The sequence below is a fragment of the Bacillus sp. CH_70 genome, from assembly GCF_038007045.1.
In the GTDB taxonomy this organism is placed as follows: domain Bacteria; phylum Bacillota; class Bacilli; order Bacillales; family Bacillaceae_G; genus Bacillus_A; species Bacillus_A cereus.
Genome location: NZ_JBBOWL010000001.1, coordinates 1331675 through 1351618 on the forward strand (window position 1 = coordinate 1331675; position 19944 = coordinate 1351618).

Here is a 19944-nt window from a genome sequence, read left to right on the forward strand (position 1 = left end):
GGAATAGAAAATGAACGTATATATGGATGATCAAAGAAGTTGCCCGTTCGGGTATGTGCCCGCAACTACAGTAGAATGTGCTTTGCAAATGGTTCGGGATTATGATGTGAATATTCTTTCCCTTGATTTTAATATGGGATGGGGAGCAAAAAATGGACTGGATTTTGTAGAAGCTTTTTGTACAGAGGGGTTATATGTAAATGAAATTCACCTTCATACGAATGATGTCATCGGTATGCACAAGATGAAACAGAGAATGGATAAGGGAAAGGAAGAAGGAGAAATTAATCCTCACCTTGTTGTTAAATACGTGGGAAGCTAAAAACTCCAAAGTAAAACTTTGGAGTTTTTAATGTTTCATATGTGCTTGTAAAGGAATAATCTCTTCTTGTTGAGCTGCTGCGATTTCAGTTTCTTCCTGTTGAACTTCAGGTGTTTTTTTTGTTAAGTAGTGGTATACCATACCGACAAATATTGATCCGCCAATAATGTTACCGATTGTAACAGGAATTAAGTTATGAATAGCACCTGAAAAAGAAATTGTCTCAGGATGTGGTGAAACTAAAGATAAAGCAAAGAGTGACAAGTTTGCAATACTATGTTCGTAACCAGATAAGAAGAATGTGAAAACAAGTAGCATCATGACCATTATTTTTGCCGTGTCGCCTTTAACCTGAGATGGTAAGAAGCAAGCAAGACATACGAGCCAGTTACATAAAATGGCTTTAAAGAATAACTGCATTGTAGGTGTGTTCATCTTTCCTTCAACGACTTTATTCATTAGGTGACCGTGATCAATTGCTTCAAAAATTCCAGTTGCGTAAAATAGTAAGGCAAAGAATAACGCGCCGGCTAAGTTACCTGCATAACAAGCAACCCAGTTACGAAGTGTATCAGAAATAGTTGTTTCTTTTCTTAAAGTTGCTACAGTAAAGTACATTGTGTTTCCAGTAAACAATTCAGCACCGCCATATATAATAAGTACGAGAGCAATCCCGAAAAACATAGAAGCAGCTAAATAAGTTGCTGGTGAATCTGCAATGTGAAAAAAGTTACCTAATTTAAAACATAGTACAATAATAAAACCGATATAAATACCCGCAAGTGCAGCACGAATGAAATATTGCATTGGGTTTGTATCTAGCATTTTCTTTTTGCTTTTAGCCAGTTTGACAACATAATCTAGTCCTTGTTCTAGCATGAGTAATACGCTCCTTTAGTAAATCTTCTATAAATACTCCTTATATGAATAAAGTACATGGAATTGTTCTCACTTTCAATAAGTTTGTGCAATGTTTCACAAAAAGGACATACATACGTTAAGAAAACGTTTACAAAAGATAGTATAATGGAATTTTTTCTGGACATTGAGAGGAAGAAAGGAAAAAGAAAAAGCGCTGTAATTACAGCGCTTTTTCGTCTAAATTCTTTTCTACTTTTACTTCTACTTCTTTTGAGAAGAACCAACCACCAACTGCGATTCCGACTAATACAATCCAGAATGTAAGCTTCCACGGAGTGGATTCTGGGAATGAATGTGGAATTACATTTAATGCAGGGTGTGCTAATGTATAAACTGCTAGCTTCACACCAACCCAACCTACAATTAAGAATGCTGCAGTTTCAAGTCCTGGTTTACGTTTTAAGATTTGTACGAATGCAGTTGCTGCAAATCGCATAATGATTAATCCGATAAGTCCACCTACAAAGATAACAACGAATTGCCCAGTATCTAGACTACCAATTGTACCTAATCCTGTTTTTGGTAAAGTCATTGCTAGTGCAACCGCAGCTAAAATTGAATCAACTGCGAAGGCGATATCAGCAACTTCAACTTTAAATACAGTCCACCAGAAGTTCTCTTGTTTTTTCTTTGCTTCTTTTTCTTCTGTTTCTTCATCTGTATTCTTTTTAACATATGTTTTAAATAAGTGATTACCAGCGATAAACATAAGGTAGATGGCACCGATTGCTTGCACTTGCCATACATCGACTAAGAACGAAATCATAAATAACGATCCAAATCGGAAAACAAATGCCCCCGCTAATCCGTAAAATAGTGCTTTCTTTCGTTTTTCTTCTGGTAAATGTTTTACCATAATTGCAAGAACAAGAGCGTTATCAGCCGCTAAAATCCCTTCAAGTGCAATTAGGATGAGTAATACCCAACCATACTCCAATAATAATGATACATCCATGTACATTCTCCTCTCATCTCTATAAGTTCTAAATAAGTGAAGAATTTCCCCACTATTTAGTTTCCCCATACTCCTGCCTATTAACTTTGGAAGAATTTGGAAATGAATACAAAAAAGACCTCTGCCGTTAATAGGCAAAGGTCTTGCTAGACATATGTAATAAAAATGCCAACAAAGCCGGAAGAACTAAGTTCTACGTAATGACGACTTTGTTTCCAAGAAATATTCTTGGACGCTACTCCCCTTTGGAGATATGTTATTGTATTCTCATTATATGGATAATTGATACGGTTGTCAACCTGTTAAAATATCTTCATTAGGATATTTTATTTTCCGGTTCTTTTTACGAGCAAATGAAAAAGCCAATGTTAAAGGCCCCATTTTCCCAAAAAACATCATAAAGATAATAATAGCTTTTCCGATTATAGTTAAGTGGGGTGTTAAGTTCATACTGAGGCCAACAGTCCCGAATGCTGAAAATACTTCGAAAGCACTCATCAATAGAGGAACTCGCTCAGTAATACTCAAAATTAAAATAGCAAAAAAGATAAATGAAATGGAAATAATAGTAATGGTTAATGATTTGACAATGAGAGTATCTTTAATGGATTTTTTAAATACGACAATATCCTCTTGTTCTTGTAAAAATTTAAATACGCCAAAAAATATGATTAAAAATGTTGTTAACTTAATCCCACCACCCGTTGAAGCACTACCAGCACCAATAAACATAAGGAGCATCATTAATAGGAGGGAAGGTTTTGACAATGTAGAAATATCAACAGTATTAAACCCGGCAGTTCGTGTTGAAATTGCTTGAAAATAAGAGGCCATTCCTTCTTCAAATGGGGTAAAACCTCTCATAGAAAGGGAGTTATGGAACTCGAATATAAAAATAAAAAGGGTAGCAATAATGTTGACGATTAGAGTAGAAGTGAGCATAAGTTTTGAATGTAGTGTAAGGTTTTTAAAGTTTTTCTTTCTTTTTATGTCTACAATTACTGTAAAACCAATTCCACCTAAAATGATGAGAGAGGAAATGACGAAATTGACAAGAATGCTATGAGAATGGGACATTAAATTATCGCTCCACACAGAAAAACCAGCATTGTTAAAGGCTGAGATTGAATGGAAAAAACTATAATAGATCCCTTTGGCAACCCCATATTTGGGTACCCATTCAAAAGAAAGAATTAAAGTAGCGATACATTCGACTGTAAAAGAGAATAAAAATAATGCTTTGGCAAGACGGATAACGCCGCCGATATTCGTTTGATTTAATGCTTGTTGTAATAAAATACGGTTTTGAAGACCGATTTTTCTTCCGAGCATAATAGCAATTAAGACCGCAAAGCTCATAATGCCAAGCCCGCCAACTTGTATAAGCGTTAAAATGACACATTGTCCAAATAAAGTAAACACTTTTCCAGTATCCACAACACCAAGCCCAGTAACAGTACAAGCGGAAACGGTTGTAAATAAGGCATCGAGCCATGAAATGGACGTTGTCGTAGCAATTGGCAGTTTTAATAAGCATGTGCCGACAACTGATAATACAATAAAAGATAAAGTAAGAACGCGGGGAGGGCTCATGCTAATATTAATCCGTTTCATGTCACATATTGCTCCTTTCGTTTTGCTTTGATTAGTATGTGAAAAAGCACTATTATGTATGTTGAAAATAGAAAGAGGCAGATAATATCTGCCTCTAAGCCATATGTTATATAATTATCCACGTAATTGTTGTTGAGCTAAAGCAACAAGACGTTTTGTTACTTCACCGCCAACTGAACCGTTAGAACGAGATGCTGTATTAGAACCTAAGCTTACACCAAATTCTTGTGCAATTTCATATTTAAATTGTTCAAGCGCTTGTTCTGCACCTGGAACTAATAATTTGTTTGTTTTTACCATGTTGATACACATCCTTATGAGTAGTCCAGTTCAGCTAAGTTCTTATCTAAACTGGTAACGTTATTTTATGTGGAAATGACATACTCATACGCGGAAGTAATCGGTGCGATTAGAAGTTCTTGGATAGAAAAAAAGAGTAGCAACTTTGCTACTCTTTTTTTAGTATTGTCGCTGTTCCTTCCACGACAATATCATCTGATTGATTATATATGTTTGTTTGCAACGTAATGATTTTTTTATCGTCACGCTTCTTAATAACCTCTGCCACAACACGAAGTGTATCACCGATTTTGACAGGGGCACGGAATGAAACATTTTGGGATAAATAAATCGTATTTTTGCCTGGGAGTTTCGTTCCAAGGATAGTAGAAATAAAACTCGAAACGAGCATACCGTGAGCAATACGTTCTTTAAACATTGTCGTTTTTGCAAAAGAATCTAAAATGTGAATAGGATTCACATCTCCAGTCAATTTTGCAAAATTGATAACATCTTCATCTGTAATTGTTTTTGTAAGGGATGCTTGATCACCGACTTGAATCTCATCATAACGAAGCTCCGGAACAGTTTGTGCTTCTTGAAATGGATTCATTTTGTCCTCCTTCTTTTCCATATCGAAAAATGTTAGCCATCTTGATGTAGTAGGAGGAAGAAAGAGTTTTGTTTGTGCTGCAGTTAGCTCCCACATTTTTCTTACTTGATGGAAGTAAATAGATTTTTTGAGTTTTCCTCGAACTTTTTTGCGAGTTCCAACTGTTTTGACTTGAACTCTTCCAAAAAACCCTCTAACTGTTTTTGAGCCTCTTCACGTTGTAATTGTTGTTGCTCAATAAATTGTTTTGTTGTTTCTTCAAATTGACCGCTTGTTTGTGTCAGAATTGACAAAGATGTTTTTGTAGGAGAAACAGTAAGCTGCTGCATATGAGCAGAAAGTTCTTTCCACTTGTCTTGCCACTCGTTAATTTGATCATTTAAGGAGTTACCAGTTAATTGTTTCACGTAATCTGTATATTGGTTATTGAACTGAGCAGTGATTTGTTGTAGTTCTTTTTCTAGTTCATCTACTCCTGATGTTAATTTATGCAAAGCGTCTTGTTGTTGTTTTAATGTTTCTAAAGTAAGTTGCTCTAATTGTTTCCCAGCTGAAGAAAAAAGGGAAAGTGATTGAGACCAGTTTTTCCAAAATGCATCGACTAATTCGTATGGTTTAGTTTCCATTGTTTGACCCCCAAATGTTTTTTTGCATATTGTGAACGCAGATTACTCTGCTGTACCACCAGGTGAAGATGAAGAATCCTTTTCATCCTTTTCTGGAGAAGTAGAAAATGGAAAGAATGCATTGGTGTATAACGTGAAAAACGTCCGCAACATATTTTGATAATGTTCAAAAGAAGTCGCACATGTTGTTAAATATTGCTCTCCATATTCAGTTAAAGAATAAATTCTTTTTGCCGGCCCTCCATCGCTTGTATCCCAAGTAGAAGAAATAAGGTTTTCTTTTTCTAATTTGCGTAGTGTTCTATAAACATTACCTTGGTCAACAGAAGAAAAGCCGATATCCATTAGCATTTGAATAAGTTTGTAACCATGAAGACTCCAGTCTTTTAGACAGAGAAGTAAGAAGGGAACTAAGAAGTTTTTTGGCATGGAGTTTGGTTGTTTCGCTTGGTTGTTCTCCAAACTTTCGCGTTGTTCTGGTTCATTTTGTAGCATGATTGTGCATCACCTCATGAATCAGTTAGATGGAATTTTTTGCTTATAAGTGCAATTTACACCTATCTGTTTTTAAAGTCAACACATTTGTTAGAAAATAGAAAAAAATAAAATATAGACTTGAAGTTTTATTCAGAATATTAGAAAATAGTGAATAGGTTGAATTGTTTCAAAAAAGAAAAAGGGAGTGTAGGTAAAGTGATTGATCAAAAATTCGATCCACTACAAGCATGGAAAAATGCTTATGAACAAACCGAAACATTTTGGGGAAAAGCGCTCAATGAAACAATTAAAACAGAAGAATATTCTGCTTGGATGGGCAGCGTTCTAGATTTGAATTTGTTTTATCAAAAAGCATTAAATGATACGACAAAAAACTATTTAGAACAAGTAAATGTGCCGACGAAAGAGGATATCGCAAGAGTGGCTACGCTTGTTATTAACTTAGAAAATAAAGTAGATAACATTGAGGAGTTTCTAGAGGAGAAAGTAGATTCTTTAGGACAAGCTCCTACATTAAAGCGTGATGTGACAAAAGTGAAACAAGATATTCGTACGCTTGAAACAAAAGTAGATCAAATTTTAGAATTGCTAGAAAAGCAAAATGCAGTACTAGCTAAACTACAAGTACCTGTAAAAGAAGAGATAAAGCCTGCGAATAAGCCGGAAAATAAAAAATGATAAAAGCGCTTGTTTATAACAGGAAAAAGAGAGAGGGAGAATCTCTTTTCACATGTAAACGGCGAAACATAATTATATAGGGACTCTACAGTATGAGTACCAAAATGATTCATAACAATCGTTCACAAATTCATTTAAGGGGGAAAAGAAATGGTTCAATTAAATGGCAAAGTAGCAATCGTAACAGGTGGAGCAAAAGGGATTGGAAAAGCAATTACAGTAGCTTTAGCACAAGAGGGCGCTAAAGTTGTTATTAACTATAATAGCAGTAAAGAAGCAGCTGAAAACTTAGTAAATGAACTAGGAAAAGACGGACATGACGTTTATGCAGTGCAAGCGGATGTTTCAAAAGTAGAAGATGCAAACCGACTTGTAGAAGAAGCTGTGAATCATTTTGGTAAAGTTGATATTCTTGTTAATAATGCTGGTATTACAAGAGATCGTACATTCAAAAAGTTAAATCGTGAAGATTGGGAGCGCGTAATTGACGTGAATTTAAGTAGCGTATTTAATACGACAAGCGCGGTTCTTCCATACATAACGGAAGCGGAAGAAGGAAGAATTATTAGCATTTCTTCTATTATTGGTCAAGCAGGTGGATTTGGCCAAACAAACTACTCAGCAGCAAAAGCGGGTATGTTAGGATTTACAAAATCATTAGCGTTAGAACTTGCAAAAACAAATGTCACTGTAAATGCAATTTGCCCAGGATTTATTGATACTGAAATGGTAGCAGAAGTGCCAGAAGAAGTACGTCAAAAAATCGTTGCAAAAATCCCAAAAAAACGTTTTGGTCAAGCTGATGAAATTGCAAAAGGTGTAGTATACCTATGCCGTGACGGTGCGTATATCACAGGTCAGCAATTAAACATTAACGGCGGATTATATATGTAATGAAGTAAGAAAAAAGTGCATATCCATAGCAGGAATGCACTTCTTTTTTTAAGAAGGAAATCGACCAAAAAGGAGATAAAAAAATGACTACATTCGCAACAGAATGGGAAAAGCAATTAGAGCTATACCCAGAAGAGTACCGAAAAGCATACCGCCGAGTGAAAAGGGCGAGTGAAATTTTATTACGTGAACCAGAGCCGCAAGTAGGATTAACGCCGAAAGAGGTTATTTGGACGAAGAATAAGACGAAGCTTTATCGCTACATTCCAAAACAAGAAAAAACACAAAGAGTTCCAATTCTGTTAATATATGCTCTTATTAATAAACCATATATTATGGATTTAACTCCTGGAAATAGTTTAGTGGAATATCTAGTGGATCGTGGTTTTGATGTGTATATGCTTGATTGGGGCACATTTGGTTTAGAAGATAGTCATTTGAAATTTGATGATTTCGTGTTTGATTATATTGCAAAAGCAGTAAAAAAAGTGATGCGAACTGCAAAATCGGACGAGATTTCTTTACTTGGTTATTGCATGGGTGGAACGCTAACTTCTATTTATGCAGCACTTCATCCGCACATGCCAATTCGTAATTTAATTTTCATGACAAGTCCTTTTGATTTCTCTGAAACAGGATTGTATGGTCCTTTGTTAGATGAGAAATACTTCAATTTAGATAAAGCGGTTGATACATTTGGAAATATTCCGCCAGAAATGATTGATTTCGGAAACAAAATGTTAAAACCAATTACGAACTTTGTCGGTCCATATGTTGCTTTAGTAGATCGTTCAGAGAATGAGCGCTTCGTCGAAAGCTGGAGATTGGTTCAAAAGTGGGTTGGTGATGGTATTCCGTTCCCAGGTGAATCATACAGACAGTGGATTCGTGATTTTTATCAAAATAATAAACTGGTTAAGGGTGAACTCGTTATTCGCGGACAAAAGGTAGACCTTGCAAATATTAAGGCGAATGTCTTAAATATTTCCGGGAAACGTGATCATATCGCTTTGCCATGTCAAGTAGAAGCATTACTAGACCATATTTCTAGCACAGATAAACAATATGTATGTTTACCGACAGGGCATATGTCTATCGTTTACGGTGGAACAGCTGTAAAACAAACATATCCGACGATTGGAAATTGGCTTGAAGAGCGTTCTAATTAAAAATAAAAAATCCAACTAGCCTATGTTAGTTGGATTTTTTTATGGAAAATAACAAAACATAGAAAGGAGAAACTTATATTTTAGGAGTATAATTATGAAACTTATGAACGGTAAGTTGTTTTGGAATACAGGAGTTTCTGTACCTTGTTATCCACTGTTAGAAAATGATATGATATGTGATGTGCTCGTAGTCGGAAGCGGCGAAGCTGGTGCTCATATAGCGCATTCGTTAGCGAAAATTGGCATGAGTGTTACGCTTATTGAAAAAAGAGCAATTGGGTGTGGTAGCACAGCTGCTAATACAGGTTTACTACAATTCCTTCATGATAAATCGTTAACCTCCCTTATCCATACATTTGGTAAAGAAAAAGGGGTACGAGCATATAAGCTTTGTTATGAAGCGCTAAGAACAATGGAAGAGGTTATACCGACTCTTGATATTGATCCCCATTTTATTCCGCGAAATAGTTTATATTATGCAAGTAAAAGTGAGGATGTCTCATTTTTACAAGAGGAATATAATACGTTACAGAATTATGGATTTCCAGTTGAATATTTTACAGAAGCTGATATTAAGAAACGTTATTCTTTTGCAAAACAAGCAGCGTTATATACGCAAGGTGATGCTGAGGTGAATCCGTATTTATTAGCGCATAGTTTTTTGCATAAAGCAAACCAAATAGGAGCTAATATATATGAACATACAGAGGCAATACATATAAAAAAACGCCAAAATGATTTAATTTGTTACACGAAAACAGGAAATCAAATTGTAGCAAAGAATATTATTATGGCGACAGGTTATGAAGCGCTTTTTGGAAAGAAAGAAAAAAATACAACAGTAGAAACTTCTTATGCAATTGTAACAAATGAAATAGATCAGTTTGAAGGCTGGCATGAGCGATCGTTAATTTGGGAAACGGAACGGCCTTACTTATATTTTCGAACGTATCGAAACCGCATTATTGTAGGCGGATTAGATGAAGCGATGCAAATTCAAACAATCGGTGATACGAAATTATTGCATAAGCGTGATATCCTTATTAATATTGTAAAAGAGATGTTCCCGCAGTATAAAAATATACAGGCAGACTACTATTGGGCAGCCGCATTTGGTGGTACTCATGATGGTCTCCCCATTTTAAAAGAAGACGAAAAGATACATAATTTATTTTACGCATTGCCGTATGGAGGTAATGGAACTGTATATGGAATGGTCTTTGCCAAATTATTTGAACAGTTATTTACAAATAAAGAAAGGGAAGATTTTTCTTTATTTAATCGATAGAAAAAAGGTAGCGAAGTGATGGAATGAGAGATATAAAAAAGTTTTTACAAAAATTACGTCCAGTACAACTCATTGTTTTATTTTATTTATTAGCAGTAGTTGTATCGGTAATCTTGCTTAGTTTACCGTTTGTTACGAAACCTGGTGTGAAATGGACATTTATAGATGCCCTTTTTACATCGGTTAGTGCGGTAAGTGTTACGGGGCTGTCTGTTATTACGATTTCAGATACGTTTACTACAGCAGGAATTATTGTTTTAGCCCTTATTTTACAATTAGGCGGCTTAGGAATTATGGCGCTTGGTACATTTGTTTGGATCATTACGGGGAAAAAGATTGGTTTGCAAAGAAGAAGATTAATTATGGCAGACCATAATCAAGGAAATTTATCGGGTCTTGTAGAATTGATGCGTTCTATTTTAATTGTAATTATTTCGATAGAACTTATTGGAGCAATCCTATTAGGTACAAGATTTTTACTTTACTTTCCGACTTGGCAAGAAGCTTATTTTCACGGCTTCTTTGCAGCAGTTAGTGCGACTACGAACGGTGGATTTGATTTAACAGGACAATCGTTAATTCCGTATAAAAAAGATTATATTGTTCAAATGATCCATATGTTACTAATTATTTTAGGAGCGATTGGTTTCCCTGTGCTAATGGAAGTGAAACAATTCCTTAGTAAAAGAGGACAACAATTATTTCGTTTTTCATTATTTACAAAATTGACGACAACAACATTTTTTGCACTCGTTGTTGTTGGTACAATTATGATTTTTTTACTGGAGAGAAATCACTTTTTAGTAGGAAAGTCATGGCATGAAACGGTATTTTATACATTATTCCAATCTGTGACGACGCGAAGTGGTGGACTTGCTACGATGGATATACGTGAATTGTCACAACCGACGCTTTTATTTATGAGTATATTAATGTTTATAGGGGCATCTCCCAGTTCGGTTGGGGGCGGAATACGTACAACTACATTTGCTGTTAGTATATTGTCACTATACACCTTTGCAAGGGGCGGTAGAACAGTTAGAGTCTTCAAACGTCAGCTACATGAAGAGGATGTACTAAAAGCATCTGTCGTTATGACGATGGGGATTTTGTTATGTGCTACTGCGCTATTCATTTTATCTATTACGGAAAATGTACCGCTTATGAGCTTAATTGTTGAAGTTTGTTCTGCTTTCGGAACGACGGGACTATCAACAGGTGTTACGCCTGATTTAACAACTGTTGGGAAACTTGTACTCATTGTGCTTATGTTTATCGGACGCGTTGGTATTTTAACATTTATTTTAGCTAGTGGTGGAAGGGAACAACCACCTCGCTATAAATACCCGAAAGAGCGGATTATTATTGGATAGTATGAAACCATTCTACCTACGTTAGGTAGAATGGTTTTTTAGTCGTTAATGCCAAATTGTGGATGCATAAAAGCTTCATTTTTATTATCCACTTCGTTTTTTAGTAACTCTTGATTTTCTTCTGAAATCCACCCAATATCATTTGTCGGATGGATCCACTCATCGCCAGCCATAATGGCAGGATCTACTTCATCACTCCAATTGTTAAGCGGACTGTTCTCGGAATTATATTTACTGTCTCCAATTACAACATTATATTGATTCACAAAAGGTTGTTGCATCGTTTTTCCTGTTCCTTTAAAAGATGGAAAATTCATTTGATGCGGGAGCGTTTCGTCTAAAATTGGTGATTGAATCTTTTCTTTTTTCTTCAAAATTATCGCTCCTTTTTATAATGATTTCTTCATATGTAGTATTTCCATCTAACGCCCCTTATGTACTTGTTAACACTTGCCAGTAATAATTATTTTAAGTTGTTTCAAACTAGAGTAGAAAGTGATTTCTTGAGAGCAGGTGAATGTATTGGTAAAAAGAAAAGTGAAACAAAATGCGGCAATCAATAATAATAAAACTCCGAAAGAAAGCTTACCAGATGCAGAATTTGCATTAGAGTATGAAGGAGAAAATAGCGCAAAGTATGCTAATCGTAATTCAAAAAAAGGGAAACAAAAATGAGGCGTTTTTTACAAACGCCTCATTTTTTTGTGGGATTATAAAGGTTTTTTTAATTATTTGTAAATTTAGTGTTTTCTATTAGCAGAAAAATGCGAAAAAACATAGAAGTAGCAACGTATTACACAAAAACAAACAACAAACAAAAGATTAATGTTGGTTTAATACTGCTTTTACACTAGTTGTTTATATTTGAGTTGTACATAAGATTTGTAAAAGGAGAGAGAAACAGTGAAAAAAACAATCTTTAAAGCTGTAGCGACTGGAATGGTATTTTCGTTATTAATGGGGTGTGGTGCAAAGAAGGAAGAAAGTGCTGGAGCGAAAGTGAAAGATGACAAATTATCTGGATCATTAACTGTTTACACAGCAATTGAAGAAGAGCTTGTACCAATTTATCTTGATTCCTTTAAAAAGAAATATCCTGATGTGAAATTGAACATTGTACGTGATTCAACAGGAGTTATTACTGCGAAATTGCTAGCTGAAGGGAAAAATACACAAGCAGATGTTGTATGGGGAACTGCAGCATCAAGTCTATTAGCTTTAGATAAAAAAGATATGTTAAAAGGATACTCTCCAAAAGGAGCAGATCGTGTTCTTCCACAATTTAAAGATGATAAGCAACCTGAAAAATGGGTAGGAAATACTGCATTTATGACGGGGATTGCTGTAAATAAAGAAGAGTTAAAGAAGAAAAATTTACCGATGCCAGAATCATATGAAGATTTAACGAAACCAGAGTATAAAGGAACACTTGTTATGCCACATCCAGCATCATCTGGAACAGGATTTTTAACAGTTTCTGCATGGCTACAAATCATGGGTGAAGATAAAGGCTGGGATTACATGAAGAAACTTCATGATAATATGGCAAGTTATACGCATTCAGGATCAAAACCAGCGAAATTAGCAGGAGCAGGTGAATATCCAGTCGGTGTATCAATGGTTTATAGTGCTTTAAAAGAGAAACAAAAAGGTGCACCAGTTGAAGTTGTACTGCCGAAAGAAGGATTAGGGTGGGAAGTAGAAGCGAACGCACTTATTAAGAAAGATAATGCGAAAAATGATAAATTAGCACAAGCATTTTTAGATTGGGCAATTACTGATGATGTAATGAAGTTATACTTTGAGAAAAATGGATTTGCGACAATTAAAAATGATTATAAACTTCCAGAGGGATTCCCGAAAGATGTTACTGAAAAATTATATAAAAAGAATGACTTTAAATGGGCAGCAGAAAATCGTGACAAAATTTTAGAAAAATGGGAAAAAGAGTTTGGCCAAAAAGCAGAACCGAAAAAGTAAGTGAGTGGGAGAGAGAAAAATGAGCGAATATTTATCAATTCAACACATTCAAAAACAGTTTGATGCATTTACAGCGTTAAAAGATATTTCTTTTACTGTGAACAAAAATGAGTTTGTTTGTTTATTAGGCCCGAGTGGCTGTGGGAAAACGACGTTGCTTCGCATTTTAGCGGGACTAGAGGAACCAACGACTGGCAGTATAGCTGTGAATGGAAAAGATATTACAGCATTGCCTCCTAGGAAGAGAAACTTCGGAATGGTTTTCCAATCGTATGCTTTATTTCCGAATTTAACAGCACTTGAAAATATTGAATACGGCTTAAAGACAAAAAAATATGGGAAAGCAGAAGTGAAAGAGAAAGCGCTAGATGCGTTAAAACTTGTAGATTTGCTGAATGTAAAAGATAAATATCCTGCTCAAATGTCTGGTGGACAACAGCAGCGAGTAGCACTTGCACGTGCGCTCGCTCTGTCTCCAGATATTTTGTTACTCGATGAGCCGTTATCAGCTTTAGATGCAAAAGTGCGTGAAAAATTACGTAGGGAAATGCGTGATTTGCAAGAGAAAATAGGAATAACGACGATTATGGTAACGCATGATCAAGAAGAGGCATTAACGATGGCTGATAAAATTGTTGTAATGAATCATGCGGAAATTATGCAGATTGGAACACCAGAGGAGATTTATCAAAGACCAGCCAATCCGTTTGTGGCAGATTTTATTGGTTCTATTAATTTCTTTTCGAAAAATAATGAAGAACATGCAATTCGTCCTGAACATGTAACAATTGTACAAAAGGACGGTATTAAAACAGTTGTGGAAAGTATGGAATTTCGCGGATCTGTATATCGGACGGAAGTACGAGTCGTAGAAGAAAACACACACCTTTATAATGAGAAAATTGTAGTGGATATATTAGCATCAGAAGTAGAAGAAACGGCTATTAGAAAAGGAAAGCCGATTCAAATCTCTTTCTCAGAAAATCATATGTTGTCATATGGAAAGAAGGTCATTGTATAGATGGAGATGTTAGAAAACTATAAGGTAGAAAGTACGAAAAAAAAGATTAAGAGAAGTATAGGGAAAGAGGAATGGATCCAAAGGCTCGTAATTATCGGTATGATTCTTTCCTTCCTTATCATACTTGTATTACCGCTATTACAACTATTTACACAAGCTTTTTATAATAAAGATGGAGTTTTCATTGGTTTAGCGAATTTCAGTAAATATTTCACAACACCAACTTTAGTGCAGTCTTTACAAAATACAGTATGGATTTCGGGCGCAACAACAATTATTTCAGTTGCAATCGCATTCGTTTACGCATATGCAATTGCCCGTACGAATGTTTTTGGAAAGCGCGTATTTCAGTATGTAGCGTTATTACCATTGTTTGCACCAACGATGATGCACGGTATAGCACTTACATATTTATTTGGTAATCAAGGGCTAGTAACGAAAGGAATGTTTGGTTTATTTGAAGGTATACAAATCCCTTTATATGGACCAGTAGGAATTGTAATAGCTGAAGTTATGTATACATTTCCGCAAGCCTTTCTCATATTGCTAATTGCCTTTCAAGGATCTGATTATCGTTTATATGAAGCTTCTAATATGTTAGGAGCCAGTAAAACAAAGCAATTTTTCACGGTTACTTTACCTAGTGTAAAGTACGGATTAATTAGTGCAATGTTTGTTGTGTTTACACTTAGTTTTACTGATTTTGGGGCACCAAAAATTGTTGGTGGGCAATATAATGTGCTTGCTACTGACGTATACAAACAAGTAATTGGACAGCAAAATATGCCGATGGGTGCAACTGTCGGAATGATTTTATTAATCCCAGCTATATTCGCATTTGTAGTTGATCGTATTACGCAAAGAAAGCAGGCGAATTTCTTATCTTCAAAAGCAGTACCATACAGAATAATAGCTAATAAGAAAAGAGATGTAATCTCATTCATATATTGTAGTGTGATTACCCTTATGATCATTCTATTATTTGTTGCAGTTGGTATTGCTGCAAGTGTGAAAGTATGGCCATATAATATGAGTTTTACATTTGAGCATTTTAATTTTTCAAGTTTAACAGGAGATGGACTTGAAGCATTTAAAAATAGCGTAATTGTTTCAGCAGTTACAGCAGTTATTGGGGCGATCTTAACATTTGTATTCGCATATGCAATTGAGAAAATAGACCAGCTACAATTTTTCAGAAAAACAGGTTACTTTTTCTCTATAGTGCCGTTAGCGATACCAGGTTTAGTACTCGGATTAGGATATGTCTTTTTCTTTAGTCAACCAACGATTCAAATTCTTGGACTATCAGTAACGAATCCGTTTCATTCTTTATACGGAACAATTGCTGTATTAGTACTAGTAAATATCATTCATTTTTATTCTGTAACATTTGTTACGGCAACGACTGCCTTAAAGAAATTAGACCGAGAGTTTGAGCTTGTTTCGCAGTCGATGGGTATTCCGTTTTATAAAACATTCTTCCGAGTAACAGTACCAATGTGTTTACCAGCAATTTTAGAAATGGTAATGTACTACTTCGTAAATTCAATGGTAACTGTATCGGCAGTTGTGTTCCTATATGCAGCTGATTTTAAACTAGCTGCCGTATCAATCGTAAATATGGATGATGCAGGAAATGTAGCGCCAGCAGCTGCAATGAGTGTACTTATTGTTGTTACAAATATTGTAGTGAGAGTTGTATATGAATGGGGAACGAAAGCACTTCGTAACCGAACTTCACAATGGCAAAAAAGATAAGTAAGAAGGGTGATGGACAGAATGAAAATTGAAGCAGTTATTTTTGATTGGGCAGGTACGACGGTTGATTACGGATGCTTTGCACCACTAGAAGTATTCATGAAGATTTTTCATAAACGCGGCGTTGAAATTACAGCAGAAGAAGCACGTAAGCCAATGGGATTATTAAAAATAGATCATGTAAGGGCACTAACAGAAATGCCTCGTATTGCGGATGAGTGGAAGCGTGTCTTTGGTCACTTACCAACAGAAGCAGACATTTATGAGATGTATGAAGAGTTTGAAGAAATTCTCTTTTCTATTTTGCCAAATTATGCTAAACCGATTGATGGGGTAAAAGAAGTAATCGCTTCTTTACGTGAGAGAGGCATTAAAATCGGTTCAACAACTGGTTATACGAGAGAAATGATAGATATTGTAGCAAAGGAAGCAGCGTTACAAGGATATAAACCTGATTTTCTTGTTACGCCAGATGATGTTCCAGCAGGCCGCCCATACCCATGGATGTGCTATAAAAATGCAATGGAACTTGGTGTGTATCCGATGAACCATATGATAAAAGTAGGGGACACAGTATCAGATATGAAAGAAGGTAGAAATGCTGGAATGTGGACAGTTGGTGTAATTCTTGGAAGTAGTGAGCTCGGTTTAACGGAAGAGGAAGTGGAGAGTATGGATTCGGTAGAGCTTCGTGAAAAAATAGAAATAGTTCGTAATCGGTTTGTTGAAAATGGGGCTCATTTTACGATTGAAACGATGCAGGAGCTCGAAAACGTAATGGAACATATCGAGAAACAAGAACTTATTATTTCATAAAAGGGGTACGGGATCATGAATGAAAATCACTACTTATTATTAACACCAGGACCATTAACGACAACAAAATCAGTAAAAGAAGTTATGCTATACGATTGGTGTACGTGGGATGTTGAATATAATACGATGGTGCAAGAAGTAAGAGCTAAACTTGTATCGCTAGCGACGAAGGAAGAAGAGAAATATACAACAGTGTTAATGCAAGGAAGCGGTACGTTTTCAGTTGAAGCGGTAATTGGCTCTGTTATTCCGGCAAATGGGAAGCTGCTCGTTTGTACAAATGGTGCGTACGGTAAGCGCATTGTGCAAATGGCAGAGATGTTACAGATTGATGTAGTGGTCAGCCAAACAGAAGAGTGGGAGCCTACTAATATTGTAGAAGTAGAAAAGTTATTGCAAGAAGATAAAGAGATTACGCATATTGCAGTTGTTCATTGTGAAACAACGACAGGCATTATAAATCCAATTGTAGATGTATGTAGATTAGGAAAGCAGTATGGAAAGGTTACAATTGTTGATGCGATGAGTAGTTTCGGCGGGATTGAAATAGACATTGCTGATTTACAAATTGATTTTTTAATTAGTAGTGCGAATAAGTGTATTCAAGGGGTTCCTGGATTCGGATTTGTAATCGCAAAACGTGATGAATTATGGAAGTGTAAAGGGCAAGGACGCTCTTTATCTCTTGATTTATATGATCAATGGGAAACGATGGAAAAACAAAATGGGAAATGGCGTTTTACTTCACCTACACATGTTGTACATGCTTTTTATCAAGCACTACTTGAACTAGAAAAAGAGGGTGGAGTAAGAGCGCGTTACAATCGATATTACAACAATCAAAAACTACTAGTGAATAGAATGGGAGAAATCGGATTTGAGCCACTAGTAGATGAGAAATATCAATCTCCTATTATTACATCTTTCATTTATCCAAAAGGGGAGTTCGAGTTTCAACAGTTATATAACGAATTAAAATGCTATGGATTTGTTATTTACCCTGGGAAAATTTCGAAAGTAGATACGTTCCGGATTGGAAATATAGGTGATGTACATGAAGAAGATATTAATCGCTTAGTTGATAGTATTGCTAAAGGAGCTGTTATTGGGTGAAAGTATTTTGTTTAGGTGGAGCAGGTAAAATTTGTCGTGAAGCTATTTTGGATTTAGTTCAATTTTCATCTTTTGAGACGATTACTGTAGCCGATTTTAACGAGGAAGAAGGCCGTAAAGTAGTAGAATGGCTCAACGATTCTCGTGTTGATTTTGTAAAAGTAGATGTAACGAATCACGAGGATACGGTTGCAAAAATGAAAGGTTATGACATTGTATTGGACGGTACGACGATAAAGCTAAACGGATTGTCGACTCGCTGTATTGCAGAAGCAGGCTGCCACGGTGTGAACTTAAATGGATTTGGTGAAGAAAATGAATCGCATGCTATATTTGTTCAAAATGAAAAAACATGTTTGCCTGGGTTTGGCATGACGCCAGGTGTAACGCAAATGATGGCAATGCATGCAGCAAATCAACTGGATACTGTAGAGTCTGTCCGCGTAAGTCACGGTTCGTATCGTCCGATTGCTTTTTCTGCTTCAATTACAGAGACAACGACATATGAATATGATCCACATTTACCATCGCGTACAGTGTATGAAGATGGTGAATTTAAACAAGTACTTCCGTTTGCGCGTCCGAGAGAAATAGAATTGCCAGCGCCTTATGGTAAGGAAACGCAGTATATCATTCCGCATTCTGAAACGATTACGTTAGCAAAGGCACTAGAAAATAAAGGTGTCAAACTGATAGAGACGAGAGGAACTTGGCCGAAGCAAAATATGCAACTTGTACGTGCTTTATATGATTACGGCATATTGCGTAATGATCAGATTGAAATAAACGGGAAAGAAATAGGCATTATGGATTGTATTTCGCAGTATTTATTGCAATCGAAAGAAGGACAAGAAACAGAGCTTTATGGTTATGCACTTCATGTAGAAGTAATAGGTATGAAAAATAATGAGAAGCAAAGACATGTGTTATATCATACACATCCGTTATCTGATGGTTCTGTTGTAGGATGGGAAAAATTAAGAGCGTATACGAGAAACGTCGGTATTCCATTTGGGATTGCCGCAGAGTTAATTGCAACTGGAAATGTAAATAGGGTGGGTGTTGTTACGCCTGAAGAAGCTTTTGAAAATCCACAATTAATTTTTGATGAGCTAGCAAAGCGCGGTATTCATATTCATGAAGAAGTTTCTACTTACAAAGAAAATTATAACTTTGTATAAGCAAGGAAGCTTATGAGGGAGATATAAATGAGGTGAATCTATGTCTGTAGTAGGAGAAGAAAGAAAGCGAACCATTCTTGAAAAGGTAGAATTTAAAGGAAAAGTAAAGGTTTCAGAATTAGCGAGAGAATTTGCTGTATCAACAGAAACGATTCGTCGATATTTAGAAGAATTAGATCGTGAAAAGAAGCTGAAAAAAGTGTATGGTGGAGCTGTTCAACTTCCAGGCGCTGGGGTAGAGGCGCCAATGTTAGAAAGAGAAATGCTACATATAGAAGAGAAGAAAAGAATTGGTTATAAAGCAGCGACATTTGTAGAAGATGGTGATGTCATTGCAATTGATGATGGAAGTACACCGCTTCAAATGGTTCCATACCTTGTTCATCGTAAAAACTTAACGATTGTAACAAGTTCATTTCCAGTCGCAACACAATTAATTTCTTCTATTAATAAAAAGATGTTTCACGGTGAAGTTTTATTTATAGGTGGAAAAGTATCTCCAAAGCATTCGCGTGTATCAGGGTCTATTTCTCAGCAAGTAATACAGCAATTCCATTTTCATAAAGCGTTCGTTTCGATTGATGGGTTATTACCTAGTTTTGGAGTTTCCAGCTTTGAATTAGAGAAAGCGAAATTGTCAGAGGCGATGATGAAATTAGCTGAGAAGACATATATTTTATGTGATCATACGAAGGTAGGCGTGAAAGGGAATTATCGTATAGCAGCATTTTCACGTATTCAACATGTAATTTGTGATAAAAAAATGCCATATAGTTTTGAAGAAGAACTTATGAAGCATAATATTCAGTGGACAGTTTGTTAAATAAAGTGAAAGTACCTAAACT

General features: G+C 35.8%; 22 protein-coding genes and 1 riboswitch. Of the genes, 14 read left to right on the forward strand and 8 right to left on the reverse strand.

All coding sequences use genetic code 11. From position 1 onward, the window contains the following. Positions 1-10: 10 nt before the first annotated feature. A complete protein-coding gene (locus tag N2V79_RS06805) occupies positions 11-322 on the forward strand; it encodes a cyclic-phosphate processing receiver domain-containing protein (protein ID WP_001103762.1) in 312 nt (103 codons plus the stop codon). Between the two features lie 27 nt (positions 323-349). On the opposite strand, the gene N2V79_RS06810 is transcribed toward N2V79_RS06805, so the two are convergent. The 7 genes from N2V79_RS06810 to phaQ form a co-directional block, all read right to left on the reverse strand. Continuing rightward, the gene (locus tag N2V79_RS06810) at positions 350-1201 is read right to left on the reverse strand and encodes a formate/nitrite transporter family protein (protein WP_340719736.1); all 852 of its coding nucleotides are present in this window, start codon (positions 1199-1201) and stop codon (positions 350-352) included. A 202-nt stretch (positions 1202-1403) separates the two neighbouring features. After that, complete coding sequence (locus tag N2V79_RS06815) at positions 1404-2198, reverse strand: TerC family protein (RefSeq protein ID WP_000383326.1); 795 nt, start codon at positions 2196-2198, stop codon at positions 1404-1406. Between the two features lie 90 nt (positions 2199-2288). Next, positions 2289-2454: riboswitch (yybP-ykoY riboswitch) on the reverse strand. Positions 2455-2492: 38 nt separating this feature from the next. Then, positions 2493-3812: a TrkH family potassium uptake protein gene (locus N2V79_RS06820; RefSeq protein WP_000822356.1), complete on the reverse strand. Its 1320-nt coding sequence runs from the start codon at positions 3810-3812 to the stop codon at positions 2493-2495. 114 nt (positions 3813-3926) lie between these two features. Then, positions 3927-4112 carry an alpha/beta-type small acid-soluble spore protein gene (locus N2V79_RS06825; RefSeq protein WP_000241212.1) on the reverse strand — a complete coding sequence of 62 codons (186 nt, stop codon included), beginning with the start codon at positions 4110-4112 and terminating at the stop codon, positions 3927-3929. 148 nt (positions 4113-4260) lie between these two features. Then, on the reverse strand, positions 4261-4704 hold the full coding sequence (locus N2V79_RS06830; RefSeq protein WP_001067916.1) for a MaoC family dehydratase: 444 nt from the start codon (positions 4702-4704) through the stop codon (positions 4261-4263). 101 nt (positions 4705-4805) lie between these two features. Next, positions 4806-5330 carry a polyhydroxyalkanoic acid inclusion protein PhaP gene (gene phaP, locus N2V79_RS06835; protein WP_000448592.1) on the reverse strand — a complete coding sequence of 175 codons (525 nt, stop codon included), beginning with the start codon at positions 5328-5330 and terminating at the stop codon, positions 4806-4808. Positions 5331-5372: 42 nt separating this feature from the next. Further along, positions 5373-5825 (reverse strand): poly-beta-hydroxybutyrate-responsive repressor, encoded by a 453-nt coding sequence (phaQ, locus tag N2V79_RS06840; RefSeq protein WP_000939954.1) that lies wholly within the window; start codon positions 5823-5825, stop codon positions 5373-5375. A 198-nt stretch (positions 5826-6023) separates the two neighbouring features. Here phaQ and phaR point away from each other — a divergent pair, with 198 nt between their 5' ends. From phaR to N2V79_RS06865, 5 genes are all read left to right on the forward strand, one after another. Next, positions 6024-6506 (forward strand): polyhydroxyalkanoic acid synthase subunit PhaR, encoded by a 483-nt coding sequence (phaR, locus tag N2V79_RS06845; protein ID WP_000566941.1) that lies wholly within the window; start codon positions 6024-6026, stop codon positions 6504-6506. Positions 6507-6656: 150 nt separating this feature from the next. Further along, complete coding sequence (locus N2V79_RS06850) at positions 6657-7400, forward strand: acetoacetyl-CoA reductase (RefSeq protein WP_000250407.1); 744 nt, start codon at positions 6657-6659, stop codon at positions 7398-7400. Positions 7401-7483: 83 nt separating this feature from the next. Further along, entirely contained in the window at positions 7484-8569 is a 1086-nt protein-coding gene (phaC, locus tag N2V79_RS06855; RefSeq protein ID WP_000206336.1) for a class III poly(R)-hydroxyalkanoic acid synthase subunit PhaC, read from the forward strand. Between the two features lie 94 nt (positions 8570-8663). Continuing rightward, entirely contained in the window at positions 8664-9857 is a 1194-nt protein-coding gene (locus tag N2V79_RS06860) for an NAD(P)/FAD-dependent oxidoreductase (protein ID WP_000772526.1), read from the forward strand. Positions 9858-9880: 23 nt separating this feature from the next. Then, positions 9881-11230 (forward strand): TrkH family potassium uptake protein, encoded by a 1350-nt coding sequence (locus tag N2V79_RS06865; RefSeq protein WP_001204706.1) that lies wholly within the window; start codon positions 9881-9883, stop codon positions 11228-11230. Between the two features lie 38 nt (positions 11231-11268). Here the strand turns inward: N2V79_RS06865 and N2V79_RS06870 are convergent, their stop codons facing one another. Continuing rightward, a complete protein-coding gene (locus N2V79_RS06870) occupies positions 11269-11604 on the reverse strand; it encodes a DUF3905 domain-containing protein (RefSeq protein WP_000726028.1) in 336 nt (111 codons plus the stop codon). 148 nt (positions 11605-11752) lie between these two features. Between N2V79_RS06870 and N2V79_RS06875 the strand changes: the two genes are divergently transcribed. The 8 genes from N2V79_RS06875 to N2V79_RS06910 all read left to right on the forward strand — a co-directional run bounded on the left by N2V79_RS06875 (position 11753) and on the right by N2V79_RS06910 (position 19922). Further along, positions 11753-11905, forward strand: coding sequence for a hypothetical protein (locus N2V79_RS06875; RefSeq protein ID WP_000240799.1), 153 nt, complete (start codon positions 11753-11755; stop codon positions 11903-11905). Positions 11906-12133: 228 nt separating this feature from the next. Then, entirely contained in the window at positions 12134-13210 is a 1077-nt protein-coding gene (locus tag N2V79_RS06880; protein ID WP_000750893.1) for a putative 2-aminoethylphosphonate ABC transporter substrate-binding protein, read from the forward strand. Between the two features lie 19 nt (positions 13211-13229). Next, positions 13230-14231, forward strand: a complete 1002-nt coding sequence (locus tag N2V79_RS06885) for a putative 2-aminoethylphosphonate ABC transporter ATP-binding protein (RefSeq protein ID WP_340719737.1) — start codon at positions 13230-13232, stop codon at positions 14229-14231. Beyond that, the gene (locus N2V79_RS06890) at positions 14232-15989 is read left to right on the forward strand and encodes a putative 2-aminoethylphosphonate ABC transporter permease subunit (RefSeq protein ID WP_000425530.1); all 1758 of its coding nucleotides are present in this window, start codon (positions 14232-14234) and stop codon (positions 15987-15989) included. 21 nt (positions 15990-16010) lie between these two features. Next, positions 16011-16805 (forward strand): phosphonoacetaldehyde hydrolase, encoded by a 795-nt coding sequence (phnX, locus tag N2V79_RS06895; RefSeq protein WP_053564941.1) that lies wholly within the window; start codon positions 16011-16013, stop codon positions 16803-16805. A gap of 15 nt (positions 16806-16820) precedes the next feature. Further along, positions 16821-17918 (forward strand): 2-aminoethylphosphonate--pyruvate transaminase, encoded by a 1098-nt coding sequence (gene phnW, locus N2V79_RS06900; RefSeq protein ID WP_053564940.1) that lies wholly within the window; start codon positions 16821-16823, stop codon positions 17916-17918. After that, the gene (locus tag N2V79_RS06905) at positions 17915-19099 is read left to right on the forward strand and encodes a saccharopine dehydrogenase family protein (protein WP_023521467.1); all 1185 of its coding nucleotides are present in this window, start codon (positions 17915-17917) and stop codon (positions 19097-19099) included. The genes phnW and N2V79_RS06905 overlap by 4 nt, the downstream gene beginning before the upstream one ends. A 40-nt stretch (positions 19100-19139) precedes the next feature. Beyond that, positions 19140-19922, forward strand: a complete 783-nt coding sequence (locus N2V79_RS06910) for a DeoR/GlpR family DNA-binding transcription regulator (protein WP_000117666.1) — start codon at positions 19140-19142, stop codon at positions 19920-19922. The last annotated feature ends 22 nt before the right edge of the window (positions 19923-19944 follow it).